Below are 15,606 nucleotides of genomic sequence, written 5' to 3' on the forward strand. Positions count from 1 at the left end.
GGTATGTCGAAGGGGGGTGGGGGGGGGGGGGGGCCCGCCCCCCCCCCCCCCCCCCACCCGCCGCCCCCCCCCCCCCCGCGGCGGGGGGCCCCCCCCCCCCCCCCCCCCCCCCCCCCGCCCCCCCCCCCCCCCCCCCCGGGGGGGGGGGGGGGCCCCCCCCCGCTTCCGGGCATGTGGACGTCCGGGAGCCGCTCCCCGATATCCCGCACGTCATGTCGCCGTAACCATCGATTCAGACGGGCTTGCGACGCTCAGCCAATGAAGCCCGCCGCGCCAGAGCCTTCGCCTCCGCCGGAGCACGAGACCTCGCCGACGACGGGGAGCAAGGCGGTACCGGGGTCGCGGAACGGGAACATCCGCCTCACCCCGCTGCCGCTCGCGCTCTCCGACGCGCCGGTCTCGCTCCCGGCGCGGAAGAATGGGTCCATGAACCAGCCCAGCGCCCAGGCACCGGTGCAGCACCCGCAGCCCTCCGTCGGCTCCATAGCCGCACACCGCCCGCACACCGTGGCGGCGAACGTCTCCGACCTCGAGCCCGACATCGACGCCGACCTCGACGCGTACGAGGACACGGTGCAGGACGGCATCATGTTGCCGCAGGGCCGCTTCCTGGACCGCGAGCGCAGCTGGCTGGCGTTCAACGAGCGGGTGCTGGAGCTCGCCGAGGACCCGAGCACGCCCCTGCTCGAACGGGCGAACTTCCTGGCGATCTTCGCCAGCAACCTGGACGAGTTCTTCATGGTCCGGGTGGCCGGACTGAAGCGCCGCATCGCGACCGGCGTGGCCACCAAGTCCGCCTCCGGCCTGCAGCCCCGCGAGGTCCTGGAGATGATCTGGGCCCGCTCGCGCGAGCTCATGGCCCGGCACGCGGCCTGCTACCAGGAGGACGTCGCCCCCGCGCTCGCGGAGGAGGGCATCCACCTGGTCCGCTGGAGCGAACTGACGGAGAAGGAGCAGGCCCGCCTGTTCACCCTCTTCCGGCACCAGATCTTCCCGGTCCTGACCCCGCTGGCGGTCGACCCCGCGCACCCCTTCCCGTACATCTCGGGTCTGTCCCTGAACCTCGCGGTCGTCGTACGGAACCCGGTCAGCGGCCACCGGCACTTCGCGCGCGTCAAGGTCCCGCCGCTGCTCTCCCGCTTCCTGGAGGCCTCCCCCAACCGCTACGTCCCCATCGAGGACGTGATCGCGGCACACCTGGAGGAGCTCTTCCCCGGCATGGAGGTCCTGGAGCACCACACCTTCCGGCTGACCAGGAACGAGGACCTGGAGGTCGAGGAGGACGACGCCGAGAACCTGCTCCAGGCGCTGGAGAAGGAGCTCATGCGGCGCCGCTTCGGGCCGCCGGTGCGCCTGGAGGTCGAGGAGTCCATCGACCGGTACGTCCTCGATCTCCTCGTACGGGAACTGAAGATCTCCGAGGCGGAGGTGTACCCGCTGCCGGGTCCCCTGGACCTCACCGGCCTCTTCGGCATCGGCGCCCTCGACCGGCCCGAACTGAAGTACCCGAAGTTCATCGCGGGAACGCACCGCGACCTGGCCGAGGTCGAGTCGGCGTCCGCGCCCGACATCTTCGCCGCCCTGCGCGAGCGCGACGTCCTGCTGCACCACCCGTACGACTCCTTCTCCACCTCCGTGCAGGCCTTCCTGGAGCAGGCGGCGGCCGACCCGGACGTGCTGGCCATCAAGCAGACGCTGTACCGGACCTCGGGCGACTCGCCGATCGTCGACGCGCTGATAGACGCCGCCGAGTCCGGCAAGCAGGTCCTCGTCCTCGTCGAGATCAAGGCGCGCTTCGACGAACAGGCCAACATCAAGTGGGCCCGGAAGCTGGAGGAGTCGGGCTGCCATGTCGTGTACGGGCTGGTCGGGCTGAAGACCCACTGCAAGCTGTCGCTGGTCGTCCGGCAGGAGGGGGAAACGCTCCGGCGCTACTCCCACGTCGGCACCGGCAACTACCACCCGAAGACCGCCCGGCTGTACGAGGACCTCGGCCTGCTCACCGCCGACCCGCAGGTCGGCGCGGACCTGTCCGACCTCTTCAACCGGCTCTCCGGCTACTCGCGCCGCGAGACCTACCGCCGTCTGCTCGTCGCCCCCAAGTCCCTGCGTGACGGGCTGATCGCGCGGATCAACAAGGAAGTCCAGCACCACAACGCCGGACGCCCCGCCTACGTCCGCATCAAGTGCAACTCGATGGTGGACGAGGCGATCATCGACGCGCTGTACCGCGCGTCCCAGGCCGGAGTGCCCGTCGACATATGGGTGCGTGGCATCTGCGCGGTCCGGCCGGGCGTCACGGGCCTGTCCGAAAACATACGCGTACGGTCCGTGCTCGGCCGCTTCCTCGAACACTCCCGTGTCTTCGCCTTCGGCAACGGCGGCGAGCCGGAGGTCTGGATCGGCAGCGCGGACATGATGCACCGCAACCTGGACCGGCGGATCGAGGCCCTGGTCAGGATCACCGACCCGGCTCACCGGGCAGCCCTCAACCGGCTGTTCGAGACCGGGATGTCCGACACCACCGCCTCCTGGCACCTGGGCCCGGACGGCGAGTGGACCCGGCACTCGACCGACGCGGATGGCCAACCCCTGCGGAACGTCCAGGAGATGCTCATAGACGCCCGGAGGCGCCGGCGTGGCACAGCAACACCTTGAACCCCCCACCGACTCCCCGGCCGGGCCCATGTCAGGAGACGCCCTCGCGGGCTACCTGAGGGCCCAGGCCACGGAGTTCCTCCGCTCCCTGCGACAGCACCGGGAGAACGGCACCGACGCGGGTACCTCCGCCCGGGCGAAGCCGAGAACGGAGTCGCGCGCCGAGCCGCGGGACGTGCCACGAGACGTGCCGCGGGCGGGGGAGAACGGCTCGGGGGAATCGGTCGACGCGGCGCGCGCCCTGCGCCGCTCGGCCCGCCGCATCAGCGGCACCCTGCACACCTTCCGGCCGCTGCTCGACGCGGAGTGGTCGGAGGGCATGCGGCCCGAACTGGCGTGGCTCTCGGGCACCCTGGCCCGTGAGCACGCCTACGCGGCCCGCCTGGAACGGCTGCTCGGCGCGCTGAACCGGCTCTCGGGCGCGGCCGGCTTCCCGGCACAGGCCGCGCAGGACACCGGGGCGCCGGCCAAAGGCAGTCTGACCATCGGCGCCGCGAAGGCGGGCGCGCTGCTCGACCGCCAGCTGACCCTGGCCCGCACCCGGGCCCACTCGGCCGCGCTCCAGGCACTCGGCTCCTCCCGCTTCCACGCCGTCGCGGACAGCGTCGCCGTGCTCGCCAGCGAGGTGCCGCTCACCCCGGCGGCCGCCACCGCCGACCTGCGCCCGCTGGCCTCCGCCGCGACGGACCGGCTGACCGACGCGGTCACCGCGCTGCCGCTGGTCACCGCGGGCCACCCGTACAACGCCGAGGCCCTCGTGCACGGCCTCTCCGCGGACACCGCGCCCCATCCCCAGGACGCGCCCTGGCACCAGGTCCGGCTGCTGCTGCGCCTGCACCGCTACGCGTGCGAGGTCCTCTACGGGGAGGACGCCCCCATCGACGTACGACTGCTCCACGCGGGTCAGGCCCTCAACCGGCACCGGGACGCGGCGGAGGCGGCCGCGGCCGCCGCGTCGGCGGCCCGCACCCCGCGCATCGCCCCGGCCACCGCGTACGCGCTCGGAGTGCTCCACGCCGACCAGCGGCACGAGGTGGAGGCGGCACGGTTCGCGTTCCAGCAGAACTGGCAGAAGGAAGCCGTGCGCACCCCGTGAGGGAGGCCTGATGACCGAGGACACCTTCAAGGCCGTACGGGCGGCGGGCTGCGTCCTGTGGCGTCGCTCGCCACTCGGCGGTGAGCTGGAGATATGTCTCGTCCACCGGCCGAAGTACGACGACTGGTCGCATCCGAAGGGCAAGCTCAAACGCGGCGAGGAACCGCTCGCGGGGGCGCTGCGGGAGGTCCAGGAGGAGACGGGGTACACCGCCGTGCCCGGCGCCGCCCTGCCCACTCTTCGTTATCCCGTCGCCGGCCGCCCCAAGGAGGTCCGCTACTGGGCTGCCGAGGCGACGGACGGCCGCTTCACTCCGAACGACGAGGTCGACCGCATCCTGTGGCTCTCCCCCGCCGCGGCCCGCGACCGTCTGACCCAGCCCAGGGACGCCGATCTGGTCGACGCCCTGCTGAGCGTGCTTCACCTGACCTAGGGCCTGTCGTTTGGATCAGGCCTGGGCCGCGGGGTCTGGCACGCATCGTGAGGCGACCTGATCCAAACGACAGGTCCTAGCCGAACCACGCGGCCATATGCGTACACACGTGGTCACATGCGGTTAGCTCGATCGGGATCCCACCGTGTCCTCGACGTAAGCGTTCCGTGACCTCACCGCACCGCCCACAGGGGTTCACCCTCCGTTCACTTACGGCCATCGACGCCTTCACCTGATCTGCCTAATTTCGGCCTTACCCGGTGCGGAACGCCTCCTGCGTGTGGCTTCCGCATCACACAGACCTCGCACGCCGCCAACCAGACGGCGGCTCCTGGAAGGAACACCCCAACAGTGAAGCTTCAGCGCAAGAACCGGCTTCGCGCCCTTTCGCTCGGTGCTGTCGCCGTCTCCGGCGCCCTGGCCCTCACGGCGTGCGGCTCCGACGACACCGGCACCAAGAGCAGCGCCACGGGCGGCTCGACCACCGGCTCCGCCAGCTCGATCAAGTGCGACAACGCCAAGGGCCAGCTGCTCGCCGACGGCTCGTCCGCGCAGAAGAACGCGATCGACGCCTGGGTCAAGGAATTCAGCGCCGCCTGCTCCGGCGTGCAGATCAACTACAAGGGCGGCGGCTCCGGCGCCGGTGTCACCGCGTTCACCCAGGGCCAGGTCGCCTTCGCCGGCTCGGACTCCGCGCTGAAGCCCGAAGAGGTCACCGCCTCCAAGAAGATCTGCACCGGCGGCGGCCAGGGCATCGACCTCCCGATGGTCGGCGGCCCGATCGCGGTCGGCTTCAACGTCCCGGGCGTCGACAAGCTGGTCCTGAACGCCTCGACGATCGCCAAGATCTTCGACAGCAAGATCAGCAAGTGGAACGACGCCGCGATCGCGAAGCTGAACCCGGGCGTCAAGCTGCCCGACCTCAAGATCCAGGCGTTCCACCGCTCGGACGAGTCCGGCACCACGGACAACTTCACCAAGTACCTGATCGCCGCGGCCCCCTCCGACTGGAAGTACTCCGGCGGCAAGGCCTGGCAGGCGAAGGGCGGCCAGTCCGCTCCGCAGTCCTCCGGTGTCGCCCAGCAGGTGAAGCAGACCTCCGGCGCCATCGGCTACATGGAGCTGTCGTTCGCCAAGGACGGCATCAAGGCGGCCAGCATCGACACGGGCGCCAGCGCCCCGGTCGACGCCACCGTCGACAACGCCACCAAGGCCATCGCGGACGCCAAGGTCGTCGGCACGGGCAAGGACCTCTCGCTCTCGCTGAACCGCGCCACCAAGGCCGAGGGCGCCTACCCGATCACCCTGGTCACGTACGAGATCGTCTGCGACAAGGGCAACAAGTCGGACACTCTTGCCGCCACGAAGTCGTTCCTGACCTACATTGCGAGCGAGGACGGCCAGAAGGTCCTCTCCTCCATCGACTACGCGCCGATCCCGGCCGACATCATCGCCAAGGTCCGCACCACCATCGCGGGCCTGAGCTGACCTAAGTGTGCGGCCCGGCCCCAACCCGGGGCCGGGCCGCACCGTCCGGTGCACCGCCGCCAGGAGCCGCACACCAAGTACGGCTCTGCAGACCGGAGATCCCGATGGACATATCGACACAGAACACAGACGAAGCGCCTCCCCCCACCTCCCAGCCTTCCGTGGCCGTGCAGAAGCGCGTGAGCCGCGGCGCCACCCGGCCCGGTGACCGGATCTTCCTCGGTCTCTCCCGCGGGTCGGGCATCTTCCTGCTGGTGATCATGGCCGCCATCGCGGTCTTCCTCACCTATCGCGCCTCGCTCGCGATCAGCAAGGACCACGGCAACTTCCTCACCACCTTCGAGTGGAACACCAACACCCTCCCGCCGGTCTTCGGCATCGCCGTCCTGGCCTTCGGGACGATCGTCTCCTCGATCATCGCCATGGCCCTGGCGGTCCCCGTCGCGGTCGCCATCGCGCTGTTCATCACGCACTACGCACCGCGCAGGCTGAGCGGCCCGGTCGCCTACGTGATCGACCTGCTCGCCGCCGTGCCGTCCATCGTCTACGGCCTGTGGGGCGCCCTCGTCCTGGTGCCGCACATGAACGGCCTCTTCGGCTGGCTGGACAAGTACCTCGGCTGGACCGGCATCTTCAGCTGGCAGGGCGGCGCGCCCCGCTCGATGCTCACCGTCAGCATCCTGCTCGCGATCATGATCCTGCCGATCATCACCAACGTGAGCCGCGAGGTCTTCCGCCAGGTCCCGCAGATGCACGAGGAGGCCGCGCTGGCCCTCGGCGCCACGCGCTGGGAGGTCATCCGCATGTCGGTGCTGCCCTTCGGCCGCTCCGGTGTCATCTCCGCGTCGATGCTGGGTCTCGGCCGCGCGCTCGGTGAGACAATGGCCGTCGCCACGGTCCTCTCGCCGACCTTCGACATCAACGCCAGCCTGCTCGACCCGGGTGGCGGCACCTTCGCACAGAACATCGCCAGCAAGTTCGGCGAGGCGACCGCTGACGGCCGCGACGCGCTGATCGCTTCCGGTCTCGTCCTCTTCGTCATCACCCTGCTGGTCAACGGCGCGGCCCGGGTCATCATCGCCCGTCGCGCGGAGTACTCGGGGGCCAACGCATGAGCCACTCAGCACCCGTCGCGGACAAGCGTCCCAGCACCCTGCGCGGCGCGAGCCTGCCCAAGTGGTCCCCGTGGGCGATCGCCGCCGGCGCCGTCGTGGTCGCCGTGGTCATCGGACTGGTCGGCGGTCTCGACAGCAAGGTCCAGTGGGGCCTGATCGCCGGAATCCTCTTCGTCCTCGGTACGTACGGCATCGCCGCGCGCGTCGAGGGCCGCCGCCAGGCCAAGGACCGCGTCGCGACCAGCCTCGTCTGGGTCTGCTTCCTCATCGCCGTCGTCCCGCTGGCCTCCCTGATCTGGACGACCGTCAAGCGCGGTGTGAAGGTCTTCGACGTCTACTTCCTGACCCACTCGATGGGTGTGGTCGCGGACTCCGAGCCCGGCGGTGGCATCTACCACGCCATCATCGGCACGCTGGAGCAGGTCGGTCTCGCCACCCTGATCGCGGCGCCGATCGGTGTACTCACCGCGGTCTACCTGGTGGAGTACGGACGCGGCAAGCTCTCCACGGCCATCACCTTCTTCGTCGACGTGATGACGGGCATCCCCTCGATCGTCGCCGGTCTGTTCATCCTGAGCCTGATGCTCATCCTGGACCTGCAGCCCTTCGGCTTCGCCGGTTCGCTGGCCCTGGCCATCCTGATGATGCCCGTCGTGGTCCGCTCCACCGAGGAGATGCTCAAGCTCGTACCGAACGAGCTGCGCGAAGCCTCCCTGGCGCTCGGCGTGCCCAAGTGGCGCACGATCCTCAAGGTGGTCCTGCCGACCTCGATCGGCGGCATCACGACGGGTGTCATGCTCGCCGTCGCACGCATCACGGGCGAGACCGCCCCGGTGCTGCTGCTGGTGTGGGGCACGAACTTCATCAACACCAACCCGTTCTCCGGAGCGCAGGCCTCGCTGCCGCTGTACATCTACCAGCAGTACGCGAACAGCGCCGGTTCGAACGCGGCGTACGACCGTGCCTGGGCGGCTGCGCTCGCCCTGATCGCCTTCGTGATGATTCTCAACATGGTGGCCCGCGGCATCGCCCGCTGGAAGGCACCGAAGACAGGTCGCTGACGCGGCCATATCAGCGACCAGCAGCATCCCCCTCGAAAGAAGCAGTGATTGACATGGCCAAGCGAATCGACGTAAGCGGTCTCACCGCCTACTACGGCTCCCACAAGGCGATCGAAGACATCTCGATGACGGTCGAGCCGCGCTCGGTGACGGCGTTCATCGGCCCCTCCGGCTGCGGCAAGTCGACGTTCCTGCGCACGCTCAACCGTATGCACGAGGTGACCCCCGGCGGTCGGGTCGAGGGCAAGGTCCTCCTCGACGACGAGGACCTCTACGGCCAGGGCATCGACCCCGTCGCCGTGCGCCGCACGATCGGCATGGTCTTCCAGCGTCCCAACCCCTTCCCCACCATGTCGATCTTCGACAACGTGGCGGCGGGTCTGCGTCTGAACGGCTCGTACAAGAAGTCCGAGCTGAACGACGTCGTCGAGAAGTCCCTCAAGGGCGCGAACCTCTGGAACGAGGTCAAGGACCGCCTCAACAAGCCCGGTTCGGGTCTGTCGGGTGGTCAGCAGCAGCGTCTGTGCATCGCGCGGGCGATCGCGGTGGAGCCGCAGGTCCTCCTCATGGACGAGCCCTGCTCGGCCCTCGACCCGATCTCGACCCTCGCCATCGAGGACCTGATCGGCGAGCTGAAGGAGCGCTTCACGATCGTCATCGTGACGCACAACATGCAGCAGGCCGCGCGCGTCTCCGACCGCACCGCGTTCTTCAACCTGGCCGCGGTGGGCCAGCCGGGCCGGCTCATCGAGATCGACGACACGGAGCGCATCTTCTCCAACCCGTCGGTGCAGGCCACGGAGGACTACATCTCCGGCCGCTTCGGCTGAGCCGTCTCCCCCCATACCCCTCGCGGTGCTGCATGGCGGTGCCACCGCGAGGACGAGAAGGGCCCGCCCCTGGCTCCCGGGGGCGGGCCCGCTCGTCTTCAACGAGCACCAAGTCCGCAACCTTCCTGCCGCGGGCCGACGGAGGCTTGTCACACAGTCCCCCTGCCAGCGGGCGGGGGTTGCTCGCGCAGTTCCCCGCGCCCCCAGAGGTGCGGCTTCGCCCCGCCCGAAGTCCTTCGGCCACCGGCCGGTGGGGGTTGCCCGCGCAGTTCCCCGCGCCCCTAAAGGGGCGCCCCGCGCATCCCCCCTGCCCGGCGTCCAAGAACGAGACCGTCCAGCCGTGCGGGGAGCGCCGCGGGGGGACTGGGGGCGGCAGCCCCCGGTGGGGTGCAGGGGCGGAGCCCCAGGAAGGGCGGAAGGGGCGCAGCCCGACGGGGGTGGGGGCAGCCCCCGGGTGGGGTCCGGGGCGGCAGCCCACGGACGGGTGCCGAGGCGAAGCCTCGCGGGGGTTCGGGGGCGGAGCCCTGAGAGGGGTCCGGGGGCGGCAGGCCCGATGGGGTGCAGGGGCGAAGCCCGGCGGGGGTCCGGGGGCGGCAGCCCCGATGGGGTGCGGGGGCAGAGCCCGGCGGGGGTCCGGGGGCGGCAGCCCCAACGGGGCGGAAGCGGCGGAGCCCTGCGGAGGTCCGGGGGCGGCAGCCCCGATGGGGCGCAGGGGCAGAACCCTGCGGGGGTCCCGGGGGGCGGAGCCCCCTGGCGGGGCGGAAGGGGCGGAGCCCTGCGGAGGCCCCGGGGCGGAGCCCCTGGCGGGGCGGAAGGGGCAGAGCCCTGCGGAGGTCCCGGGGCGGAGCCCCTGGCGGGGCGGAAGGGGCAGAGCCTCGCGGAAGGTCCGAGGGCGACAGCCCCCGGTGGGGTCCCGGGGCGGACCCGAGAAGGCGTCCGGGGGACAGCAGTCCCCGATGGGGCGCAGGCCCCGCGGGAGTCCCGGGGGCGGAGCCCCTGGCGGGGGGAGGGGCGGAGGCCCGAGAGGGGTCCGAGGGCGGCAGCCCCCGGTGGGGTCCCGGGGCGGACCCGAGAAGGGGTCCGGGGGCGGCAGCCCCGATGGGGTGCGGGGGCAGAGCCCCGCGGGGGTCCCGGGGGCGGAGCCCCTGGCGGGGGGGGAGGGGCGGAGGCCCGAGAGGGGTCCGGGGGCGGCAGCCCCCGATGCGGGGCAGGGGCGCAGCCCCTGGGGATGGGATGGGTAGGGGCGGCGGGGGCGAGAGACGTGGGTGTGACCGGCCGGCCTACAGGAACGCCAGGTCCACGACCCAGAAGCTGGCGGCAGCCACCAACGCCGCCGCCGGCATCGTGATGAACCACCCCATGACAATGTTCTTGGCAACGCCCCAGCGAACCGCGTTCACCCGCTTCGTCGCCCCGACACCCATGATCGCCGAAGTGATGACATGCGTCGTCGAGATCGGCGCCTTGAAGAGAAACGCCGTGGCGAACATGATCGACGCCCCCGTCGTCTCCGCGGCGAACCCCTGCGGCGGATCCAGCTCAATGATCTTGCGCCCGAGCGTCCGCATGATGCGCCACCCACCGGCGTACGTCCCCAGCGACAGCATCACCGCACAGACGATCTTCACCCAGACCGGAATCGGATCGTCCGACTTCTGGACGTCGCCGATGACGAGCGCCATCACCACGACACCCATCGTCTTCTGGGCGTCCTGGAGACCGTGCCCGAGCGCCATCCCCGCCGCGGACACCGTCTGCGCGATACGGAACCCCCGCTTGGCCTTGTGCGGATTGGCCCGCCGGAACAGCCACATGATCGCGCACATGACCAGATAGCCGACGATCAGACCGACGACCGGCGACAGGAACATCGGGATGATGACCTTGTCCACGACCCCGGACCACAACACCTTCGTACCGCCCGCGAGCGCGGCCCCCACCAGCCCCCCGAACAACGCGTGCGAGGAGGACGACGGAAGCCCGAAGTACCAGGTGACCAGGTTCCAGACGATCGCCCCGACGAGCGCGGCGAAGAGGATTCCCATCCCCTTCGACCCCTCGGGCGTCGCGATCAGCCCCTTGCTGACGGTGTTCGCCACCCCGCTCCCGAGGAACGCGCCGGCGAGGTTCATCACCGCGGCCATGGCGAGCGCGGCCCGCGGGGTCAGCGCCCGCGTGGACACCGACGTGGCGATGGCGTTCGCCGAGTCGTGGAAGCCGTTCGTGTACGTGAATCCGAGCGCGACCAGAATGGTCACGACCAGCGCAAAGGTGTCCACGAAGTTCAGGACTCCTTGACGGCGATGGTCTCCACCGTGTTCGCCACATGCTCGAACGCGTCGGCCGCTTCCTCCAGCACATCCACGATCTGCTTGAGCTTCAGGACCTCGATGGCGTCGTACTTGCCGTTGAAGAGATGGGCGAGCAGCTTGCGGTGGATCTGGTCGGCCTGGTTCTCCAGCCGGTTGACCTCGATCCAGTACTCGGTGAGGTTGTCCATCGTCCGCAGGTTCGGCATGGCCTCGGCCGTCAGCTCGGCGGCCCGGGCCAGTACCTCGATCTGCTGTTCCACGCCCTTGGGGAGCTCCTCGACCTGATACAGCACAACCAGGTCGACGGCCTCCTCCATGAAGTCCATGATGTCGTCGAGGGACGAGGCCAGGTTGTAGATGTCCTCGCGGTCGAACGGCGTGATGAAGGAGGAGTTCAGCTGGTGGAAGATCGCGTGAGTGGCGTCGTCACCGGCGTGTTCGGCGGCCCGCATGCGCTCTGCGATCTCGGCCCGGGCGGAGGCGTCCGCCCCGAGCAGTTCCATCAGGAGTTTCGAGCCCGTGACGATGTTGTCCGCGGAGGCGGAGAACATGTCGTAGAAGCTCGTCTCCCTGGGGGTCAGACGAAAGCGCACTTGGGGTCCTCGGGGTCCTTTTGTTCGGTCAGGCTGATGCTAGGCGCATCATCCGGCCACGGCTAACCGGCCGTCCCCCAGTGTCGCCCATCAGACACAGTGATCAGCACAGGGTCCGGTCCCGGCATCCGGCAAGGGCCCTATACCCAGCAAAGTTCGTTACCATATACCCACCAGGGGTATATATACCGGACCATCAGGAGGACGCGATGACGACCACCGAGGCCGGCGCGACGGCGCCCTCCGACAAGGCCAAAACGGTTCAGGAGGTCCCGGACATTTCGAACACCCAGGCCCCCACCGAGACCGAGGAAGCCGGGAGCGACGGAGTCGTGGGCGAGGACGTCGTGAGCGAGAACGTCGTGAGCGAGAACGTCGTGAGCGGGGGAGCCGAGACCGGAGGCGTCGAGACCGGAGGCGTCGTGACCGACCACGACCGCGGCATCCACGGTTACCACAAGCAGAAGGCCGAGCACCTCAAGCGCCTGCGCCGCATCGAGGGCCAGATCCGCGGTCTGCAGCGGATGGTCGACGAGGACGTCTACTGCATCGACATACTCACCCAGGTCTCCGCCTCCACGAAGGCCCTCCAGTCCTTCGCGCTCCAGCTCCTCGAGGAGCACCTGCGCCACTGCGTCGCGGACGCGGCCCTCAAGGGCGGCGAGGAGATCGACGCGAAGGTCGAGGAGGCCACGAAGGCGATCGGCCGCCTGCTGCGCACCTGACACGCGCACGGGGGGAACTACCGAAGTGCGCGTCAAGCGGGCCTACTCCCCCGAGCCGCTCCCCCGGGTGCGTTCTTCGGCCACCTTCAGTACCTCGTCGATGCTCTCCAGGCTGAGCCGCTCCTCGCCCGCGGCCGAGGCAGCGATGATCAGGTCGCCGCACAGCTCGATCTCGGCGAGGGCCACGTGGTCCTGAACTGCCGTACCGCCGACCGGAGCCACGTGCATCACCTCTTCCTGCCGTCACCGACTTCCTAGGGTAGGGAGCGGCCTACACACCGCGCATGGCACGGAAGGGCCATTTCCGGCCCCCCACTCCTCCTCATGCACGGACCGGCAGCCACGCCGACGGACCGACGTCTACGGCTCCGCGATCTTCCCCGCGAAGATGTCCTCGGGTTCCGGAAGCCGTACGCGGGCGGGGACCCCGAAGTCGTACAGCAAGGTCGTCGAGGCCACCGCGACGGTGCCCTTCTGCCGCCCGTTGATGAAGCTGAACCGGTTCCGGAGCTTGCGCACGCGCCCCTGGTCGTCGAGGTAGGCGTCGAACGGGACTTGGGCGGTGGCGAACCCTTTCGCCGCCGCCGCGAGTGCCTTCCGGTTCCCCCGCGAGGCGCTCCTCGCGGCGATGTCCAGGTCGGCGGTCCCGCGATAGTGCCGCACCGGCGTCCCGGCCACCTCCGTCCTCCCCATGTACGTCGCCGTCCGCGCCCCCCGCAACAACTCCGCCGCGGCGAACGGGTCGGTGGCACCGCCGGTCACGAGGTTCCCGTCGGAGAGGGTGGCCGTGTCGACGCGCACCCATTTGTCGGCGGGTACACCGGCGCCGCGGTTCTTCATGAACAGGGCGCCCGGGGCGAGGAGTTCGGTGATCGGCCGGTGTTCGACGGCGCCCGCGGGATCCTGCGGCAGCAGCACCTTCAACTGCCCCAGCTGCTTCTTGAAGTCGTAGACACCCTGGCCGCGGATGGTGACCCGGGTCCCGCCGGTGGCCATCTCCATCGATGTGCGGGTCTTGGCGCTGCCGGCGCGCTCCAGTGTGGCGGCGGCCCGGTGCAGTACCTCGACGGAGGTGACGCCTTCGCGCGCGTCCTCGGCCCCGGCCCGGTCCACGGAACATCCGCCGACGCAGACCATGAGCCCTGCCATCGCGACCGCGACCGCGACGACGCCCGTGCCCGTCCGACTCTGCTGCTGCGCCACCATCGTCCGCCGACCCCCAGCCGGTCCGTCCCGGGCCTCCTGTCGTTCCGGTTAACGACGGGTAGGGACGGCCGTCACGCGGCGGCGATTCATTTGCTTGCCTTGGGTAACGTTGTCGGTGTGGCGCAGCCGGAGGAGACCCATCCCGTCCAGGAACACCGAACGACGACGGTCGAGCAGGGTCGCTTCTGTCTGGCGCGCTGCACCTGCGGCTGGCGGGGCCCGGCCCGCCGCGCCCGCAGCCTGGCCCGCACCGACGCCGAGGGCCACATGGACAACACCCCGCTCGCATAGCGCCCCGTGAGGGGCGTGACCAGCCTCTCGTGACCAACCTCTCGCCCATCCTCAGCCGAAAAGACCCACCCCAGGTTCAAGATGGGGCGAGATCCGCGCGGGATCACGGCCATGTCCCGGTTCCGTCCCGCGCCCGTCCGCCGCGGAACCCCCAGGACCCGGCACACGTCTCGTCCCACGCACGGGAAGCAACGGGAGGCGCACATGCAACGGCGTACGTTCATCGGTGGCGGCGCGGCCGCACTCGCGGCTGCGGCCACGGCCGGGTGCAACGGCAAGGGCAGCGGGGGCAAGGCGGCGCCCACGGAGACGGCCGACACCTCCATACGCACGGCCACCACCAGCACGGGCACCGGCCTGGCCGCCCACGCCCCCGCCAACTGGACGGCCCTCGCCAAGGACCTCGACGGCGCCCTGGTCCGCCCCGGCGACCGCAGCTGGACGCCGGCCCACCAGCTGTACAACACCCGCTTCGACTCCCTGAAGCCCACCGCCGTCGCGTACGTCGCCCACGCGGACGACATCCGTACGACCATGGCCTACGCCCGCGCCCACAACATCCCGCTGTCGATCCGCAACGGCGGCCACTCCTACGCGGGCTGGTCCTCCGGAAACGGCCGGCTGATCCTGGACGTGTCCAAGCTCAACACCATCCGGGCGTCCGCGAACGAGGCGGTGATCGGCGCCGGTTCCAAGCTGATCGACGTCTACCGGGCGCTCGCCGCGAAGGGCGTCACGATCCCGGCCGGTTCCTGCCCGACCGTCGGCGTCTCCGGTCTGACCCTCGGCGGCGGCCACGGCGTCGTGTCCCGGGCGTACGGCCTGACCTGCGACAGCCTCACCCAGGCGACGCTGATCACCGCGGACGGCAAGCAGCTCGTGGCGAACGCGAGCGAGAACAAGGACCTCTTCTGGGCCCTGCGCGGCGCCGGCAACGGCAACTTCGGTGTCGTCACCGAGCTGCGCTTCAAGACCCACGCCGCCCCGCAGGCCGTGTCGGCGTACATGACCTGGCCCTGGGCGAAGGCCGCCGCCGTGGTGAAGGCCTGGCAGGAGTGGGGCCCCAGCCAGCCGGACGAGATCTGGTCCTCGCTCCACCTGGAGAACGGCGGCGGCACCCCCACCGTCGCCGTCGCCGCCTTCTCCCTGGGCACCTACGGCGAACTGCAGAACGCCGTGGACCGCCTGGCCGCCAAGGTCGGCGGCCCCGCGCGCAGCGTCTCGCTCAAGAAGCACTCCTACAAGGAGTCGATGGAGGCGTACGCGGGCTGCTCCTCGTTCCCCACCGAGGCCCAGTGCCATCTGCCGGGCTCGACGCCGGGCCGCTCCCCGCAGGGTGCCCTCAGCCGCGATACGTTCGCGGCCCGCTCGGACTTCTTCGACCGGTCCATCTCCGCGGCCGGCATCCAGACGCTGCTGCACCAGATCTCCTCGGTCCGCGGCGGCGCCGGCAGCGTCGCGCTCACCGCGCTGGGCGGTGCGGTCAACCGGGTCTCACCGACCGCGACGGCCTTCGTGCACCGGCGTTCCCGGATGCTCGCCCAGTACTTCGCCTCCTGGGGCGCCGGGGCTTCCGGCACCACGGTCCAGTCCTGGCTGACCTCCGCCCACTCGGCGATGGCCCCCTACGCCTCCGGTGCGGCCTACCAGAACTACACGGACGCGAGCCTCACCAACTGGCGCAAGGCGTACTACGGCGACGCGGCGACCCGCCTCGCGGCCCTGAAGAAGCAGTACGACCCCAACCGCTTCTTCTCCTTCCCCCAGGCGCTCTGAGCGCCCCCCGCACGGGGCGCGG

Annotated in this window: 14 protein-coding genes; 10 read left to right on the forward strand and 4 right to left on the reverse strand. The window is 70.4% G+C overall.

Annotated features, from left to right (window positions below):
* Positions 1-426 precede the first annotated feature (426 nt).
* The 7 genes from ACIQTP_RS46115 to pstB all read left to right on the forward strand — a co-directional run bounded on the left by ACIQTP_RS46115 (position 427) and on the right by pstB (position 8,681).
* Positions 427-2,658, forward strand: a complete 2,232-nt coding sequence (locus tag ACIQTP_RS46115; RefSeq protein WP_402051120.1) for an RNA degradosome polyphosphate kinase — start codon at positions 427-429, stop codon at positions 2,656-2,658.
* On the forward strand, positions 2,639-3,754 hold the full coding sequence (locus tag ACIQTP_RS46120) for a CHAD domain-containing protein (RefSeq protein ID WP_403412017.1): 1,116 nt from the start codon (positions 2,639-2,641) through the stop codon (positions 3,752-3,754). Before ACIQTP_RS46115 ends, ACIQTP_RS46120 begins: the two co-directional genes overlap by 20 nt.
* Positions 3,755-3,764: 10 nt before the next feature.
* A complete protein-coding gene (locus tag ACIQTP_RS46125; protein WP_403412020.1) occupies positions 3,765-4,187 on the forward strand; it encodes an NUDIX hydrolase in 423 nt (140 codons plus the stop codon).
* Positions 4,188-4,538: 351 nt separating this feature from the next.
* Positions 4,539-5,675 carry a phosphate ABC transporter substrate-binding protein PstS gene (gene pstS, locus ACIQTP_RS46130; RefSeq protein WP_402051111.1) on the forward strand — a complete coding sequence of 379 codons (1,137 nt, stop codon included), beginning with the start codon at positions 4,539-4,541 and terminating at the stop codon, positions 5,673-5,675.
* A gap of 104 nt (positions 5,676-5,779) precedes the next feature.
* Entirely contained in the window at positions 5,780-6,790 is a 1,011-nt protein-coding gene (gene pstC / locus ACIQTP_RS46135; protein ID WP_402051108.1) for a phosphate ABC transporter permease subunit PstC, read from the forward strand.
* Positions 6,787-7,851: a phosphate ABC transporter permease PstA gene (pstA, locus tag ACIQTP_RS46140; protein ID WP_403412023.1), complete on the forward strand. Its 1,065-nt coding sequence runs from the start codon at positions 6,787-6,789 to the stop codon at positions 7,849-7,851. The genes pstC and pstA overlap by 4 nt, the downstream gene beginning before the upstream one ends.
* A 53-nt stretch (positions 7,852-7,904) precedes the next feature.
* A complete protein-coding gene (gene pstB, locus ACIQTP_RS46145) occupies positions 7,905-8,681 on the forward strand; it encodes a phosphate ABC transporter ATP-binding protein PstB (protein WP_101404245.1) in 777 nt (258 codons plus the stop codon).
* Between the two features lie 1,280 nt (positions 8,682-9,961).
* On the opposite strand, the gene ACIQTP_RS46150 is transcribed toward pstB, so the two are convergent.
* Together ACIQTP_RS46150 and ACIQTP_RS46155 are read right to left on the reverse strand one after the other, a co-directional pair.
* On the reverse strand, positions 9,962-10,960 hold the full coding sequence (locus tag ACIQTP_RS46150) for an anion permease (protein ID WP_402051101.1): 999 nt from the start codon (positions 10,958-10,960) through the stop codon (positions 9,962-9,964).
* Positions 10,961-10,965: 5 nt separating this feature from the next.
* Positions 10,966-11,586, reverse strand: a complete 621-nt coding sequence (locus ACIQTP_RS46155; RefSeq protein ID WP_054232360.1) for a DUF47 domain-containing protein — start codon at positions 11,584-11,586, stop codon at positions 10,966-10,968.
* A 362-nt stretch (positions 11,587-11,948) separates the two neighbouring features.
* On the opposite strand from ACIQTP_RS46155, the gene ACIQTP_RS46160 reads away from it, so the two are divergent.
* The gene (locus tag ACIQTP_RS46160; RefSeq protein ID WP_403412080.1) at positions 11,949-12,311 is read left to right on the forward strand and encodes a metal-sensitive transcriptional regulator; all 363 of its coding nucleotides are present in this window, start codon (positions 11,949-11,951) and stop codon (positions 12,309-12,311) included.
* Positions 12,312-12,353: 42 nt separating this feature from the next.
* Here ACIQTP_RS46160 and ACIQTP_RS46165 read toward each other — a convergent pair whose 3' ends face one another.
* Together ACIQTP_RS46165 and ACIQTP_RS46170 are read right to left on the reverse strand one after the other, a co-directional pair.
* A complete protein-coding gene (locus ACIQTP_RS46165) occupies positions 12,354-12,539 on the reverse strand; it encodes a hypothetical protein (RefSeq protein WP_403412028.1) in 186 nt (61 codons plus the stop codon).
* Positions 12,540-12,671: 132 nt separating this feature from the next.
* On the reverse strand, positions 12,672-13,517 hold the full coding sequence (locus tag ACIQTP_RS46170; RefSeq protein ID WP_403412031.1) for a hypothetical protein: 846 nt from the start codon (positions 13,515-13,517) through the stop codon (positions 12,672-12,674).
* A 117-nt stretch (positions 13,518-13,634) separates the two neighbouring features.
* Between ACIQTP_RS46170 and ACIQTP_RS46175 the strand changes: the two genes are divergently transcribed.
* Together ACIQTP_RS46175 and ACIQTP_RS46180 are read left to right on the forward strand one after the other, a co-directional pair.
* A complete protein-coding gene (locus ACIQTP_RS46175) occupies positions 13,635-13,808 on the forward strand; it encodes a hypothetical protein (RefSeq protein WP_403412034.1) in 174 nt (57 codons plus the stop codon).
* A 204-nt stretch (positions 13,809-14,012) separates the two neighbouring features.
* On the forward strand, positions 14,013-15,584 hold the full coding sequence (locus ACIQTP_RS46180) for an FAD-binding oxidoreductase (RefSeq protein ID WP_403412037.1): 1,572 nt from the start codon (positions 14,013-14,015) through the stop codon (positions 15,582-15,584).
* The last annotated feature ends 22 nt before the right edge of the window (positions 15,585-15,606 follow it).

This window comes from Streptomyces sp. NPDC090798, assembly GCF_044768965.1.
GTDB lineage: Bacteria > Actinomycetota > Actinomycetes > Streptomycetales > Streptomycetaceae > Streptomyces.

Excerpts from the sequence above, each read along its gene's own strand:
- ACIQTP_RS46115 (WP_402051120.1), top strand. The coding sequence starts at position 427 with ATGAACCAGCCCAGCGCCCAGGCACCGGTGCAGCACCCGCAGCCCTCC.
- ACIQTP_RS46125 (WP_403412020.1), top strand. The coding sequence starts at position 3,765 with ATGACCGAGGACACCTTCAAGGCCGTACGGGCGGCGGGCTGCGTCCTG.
- pstC (WP_402051108.1), top strand. The coding sequence starts at position 5,780 with ATGGACATATCGACACAGAACACAGACGAAGCGCCTCCCCCCACCTCC.
- pstA (WP_403412023.1), top strand. The coding sequence starts at position 6,787 with ATGAGCCACTCAGCACCCGTCGCGGACAAGCGTCCCAGCACCCTGCGC.
- pstB (WP_101404245.1), top strand. The coding sequence starts at position 7,905 with ATGGCCAAGCGAATCGACGTAAGCGGTCTCACCGCCTACTACGGCTCC.
- ACIQTP_RS46165 (WP_403412028.1), bottom strand. The coding sequence starts at position 12,539 with ATGCACGTGGCTCCGGTCGGCGGTACGGCAGTTCAGGACCACGTGGCC.
- ACIQTP_RS46170 (WP_403412031.1), bottom strand. The coding sequence starts at position 13,517 with ATGGTGGCGCAGCAGCAGAGTCGGACGGGCACGGGCGTCGTCGCGGTC.
- ACIQTP_RS46180 (WP_403412037.1), top strand. The coding sequence starts at position 14,013 with ATGCAACGGCGTACGTTCATCGGTGGCGGCGCGGCCGCACTCGCGGCT.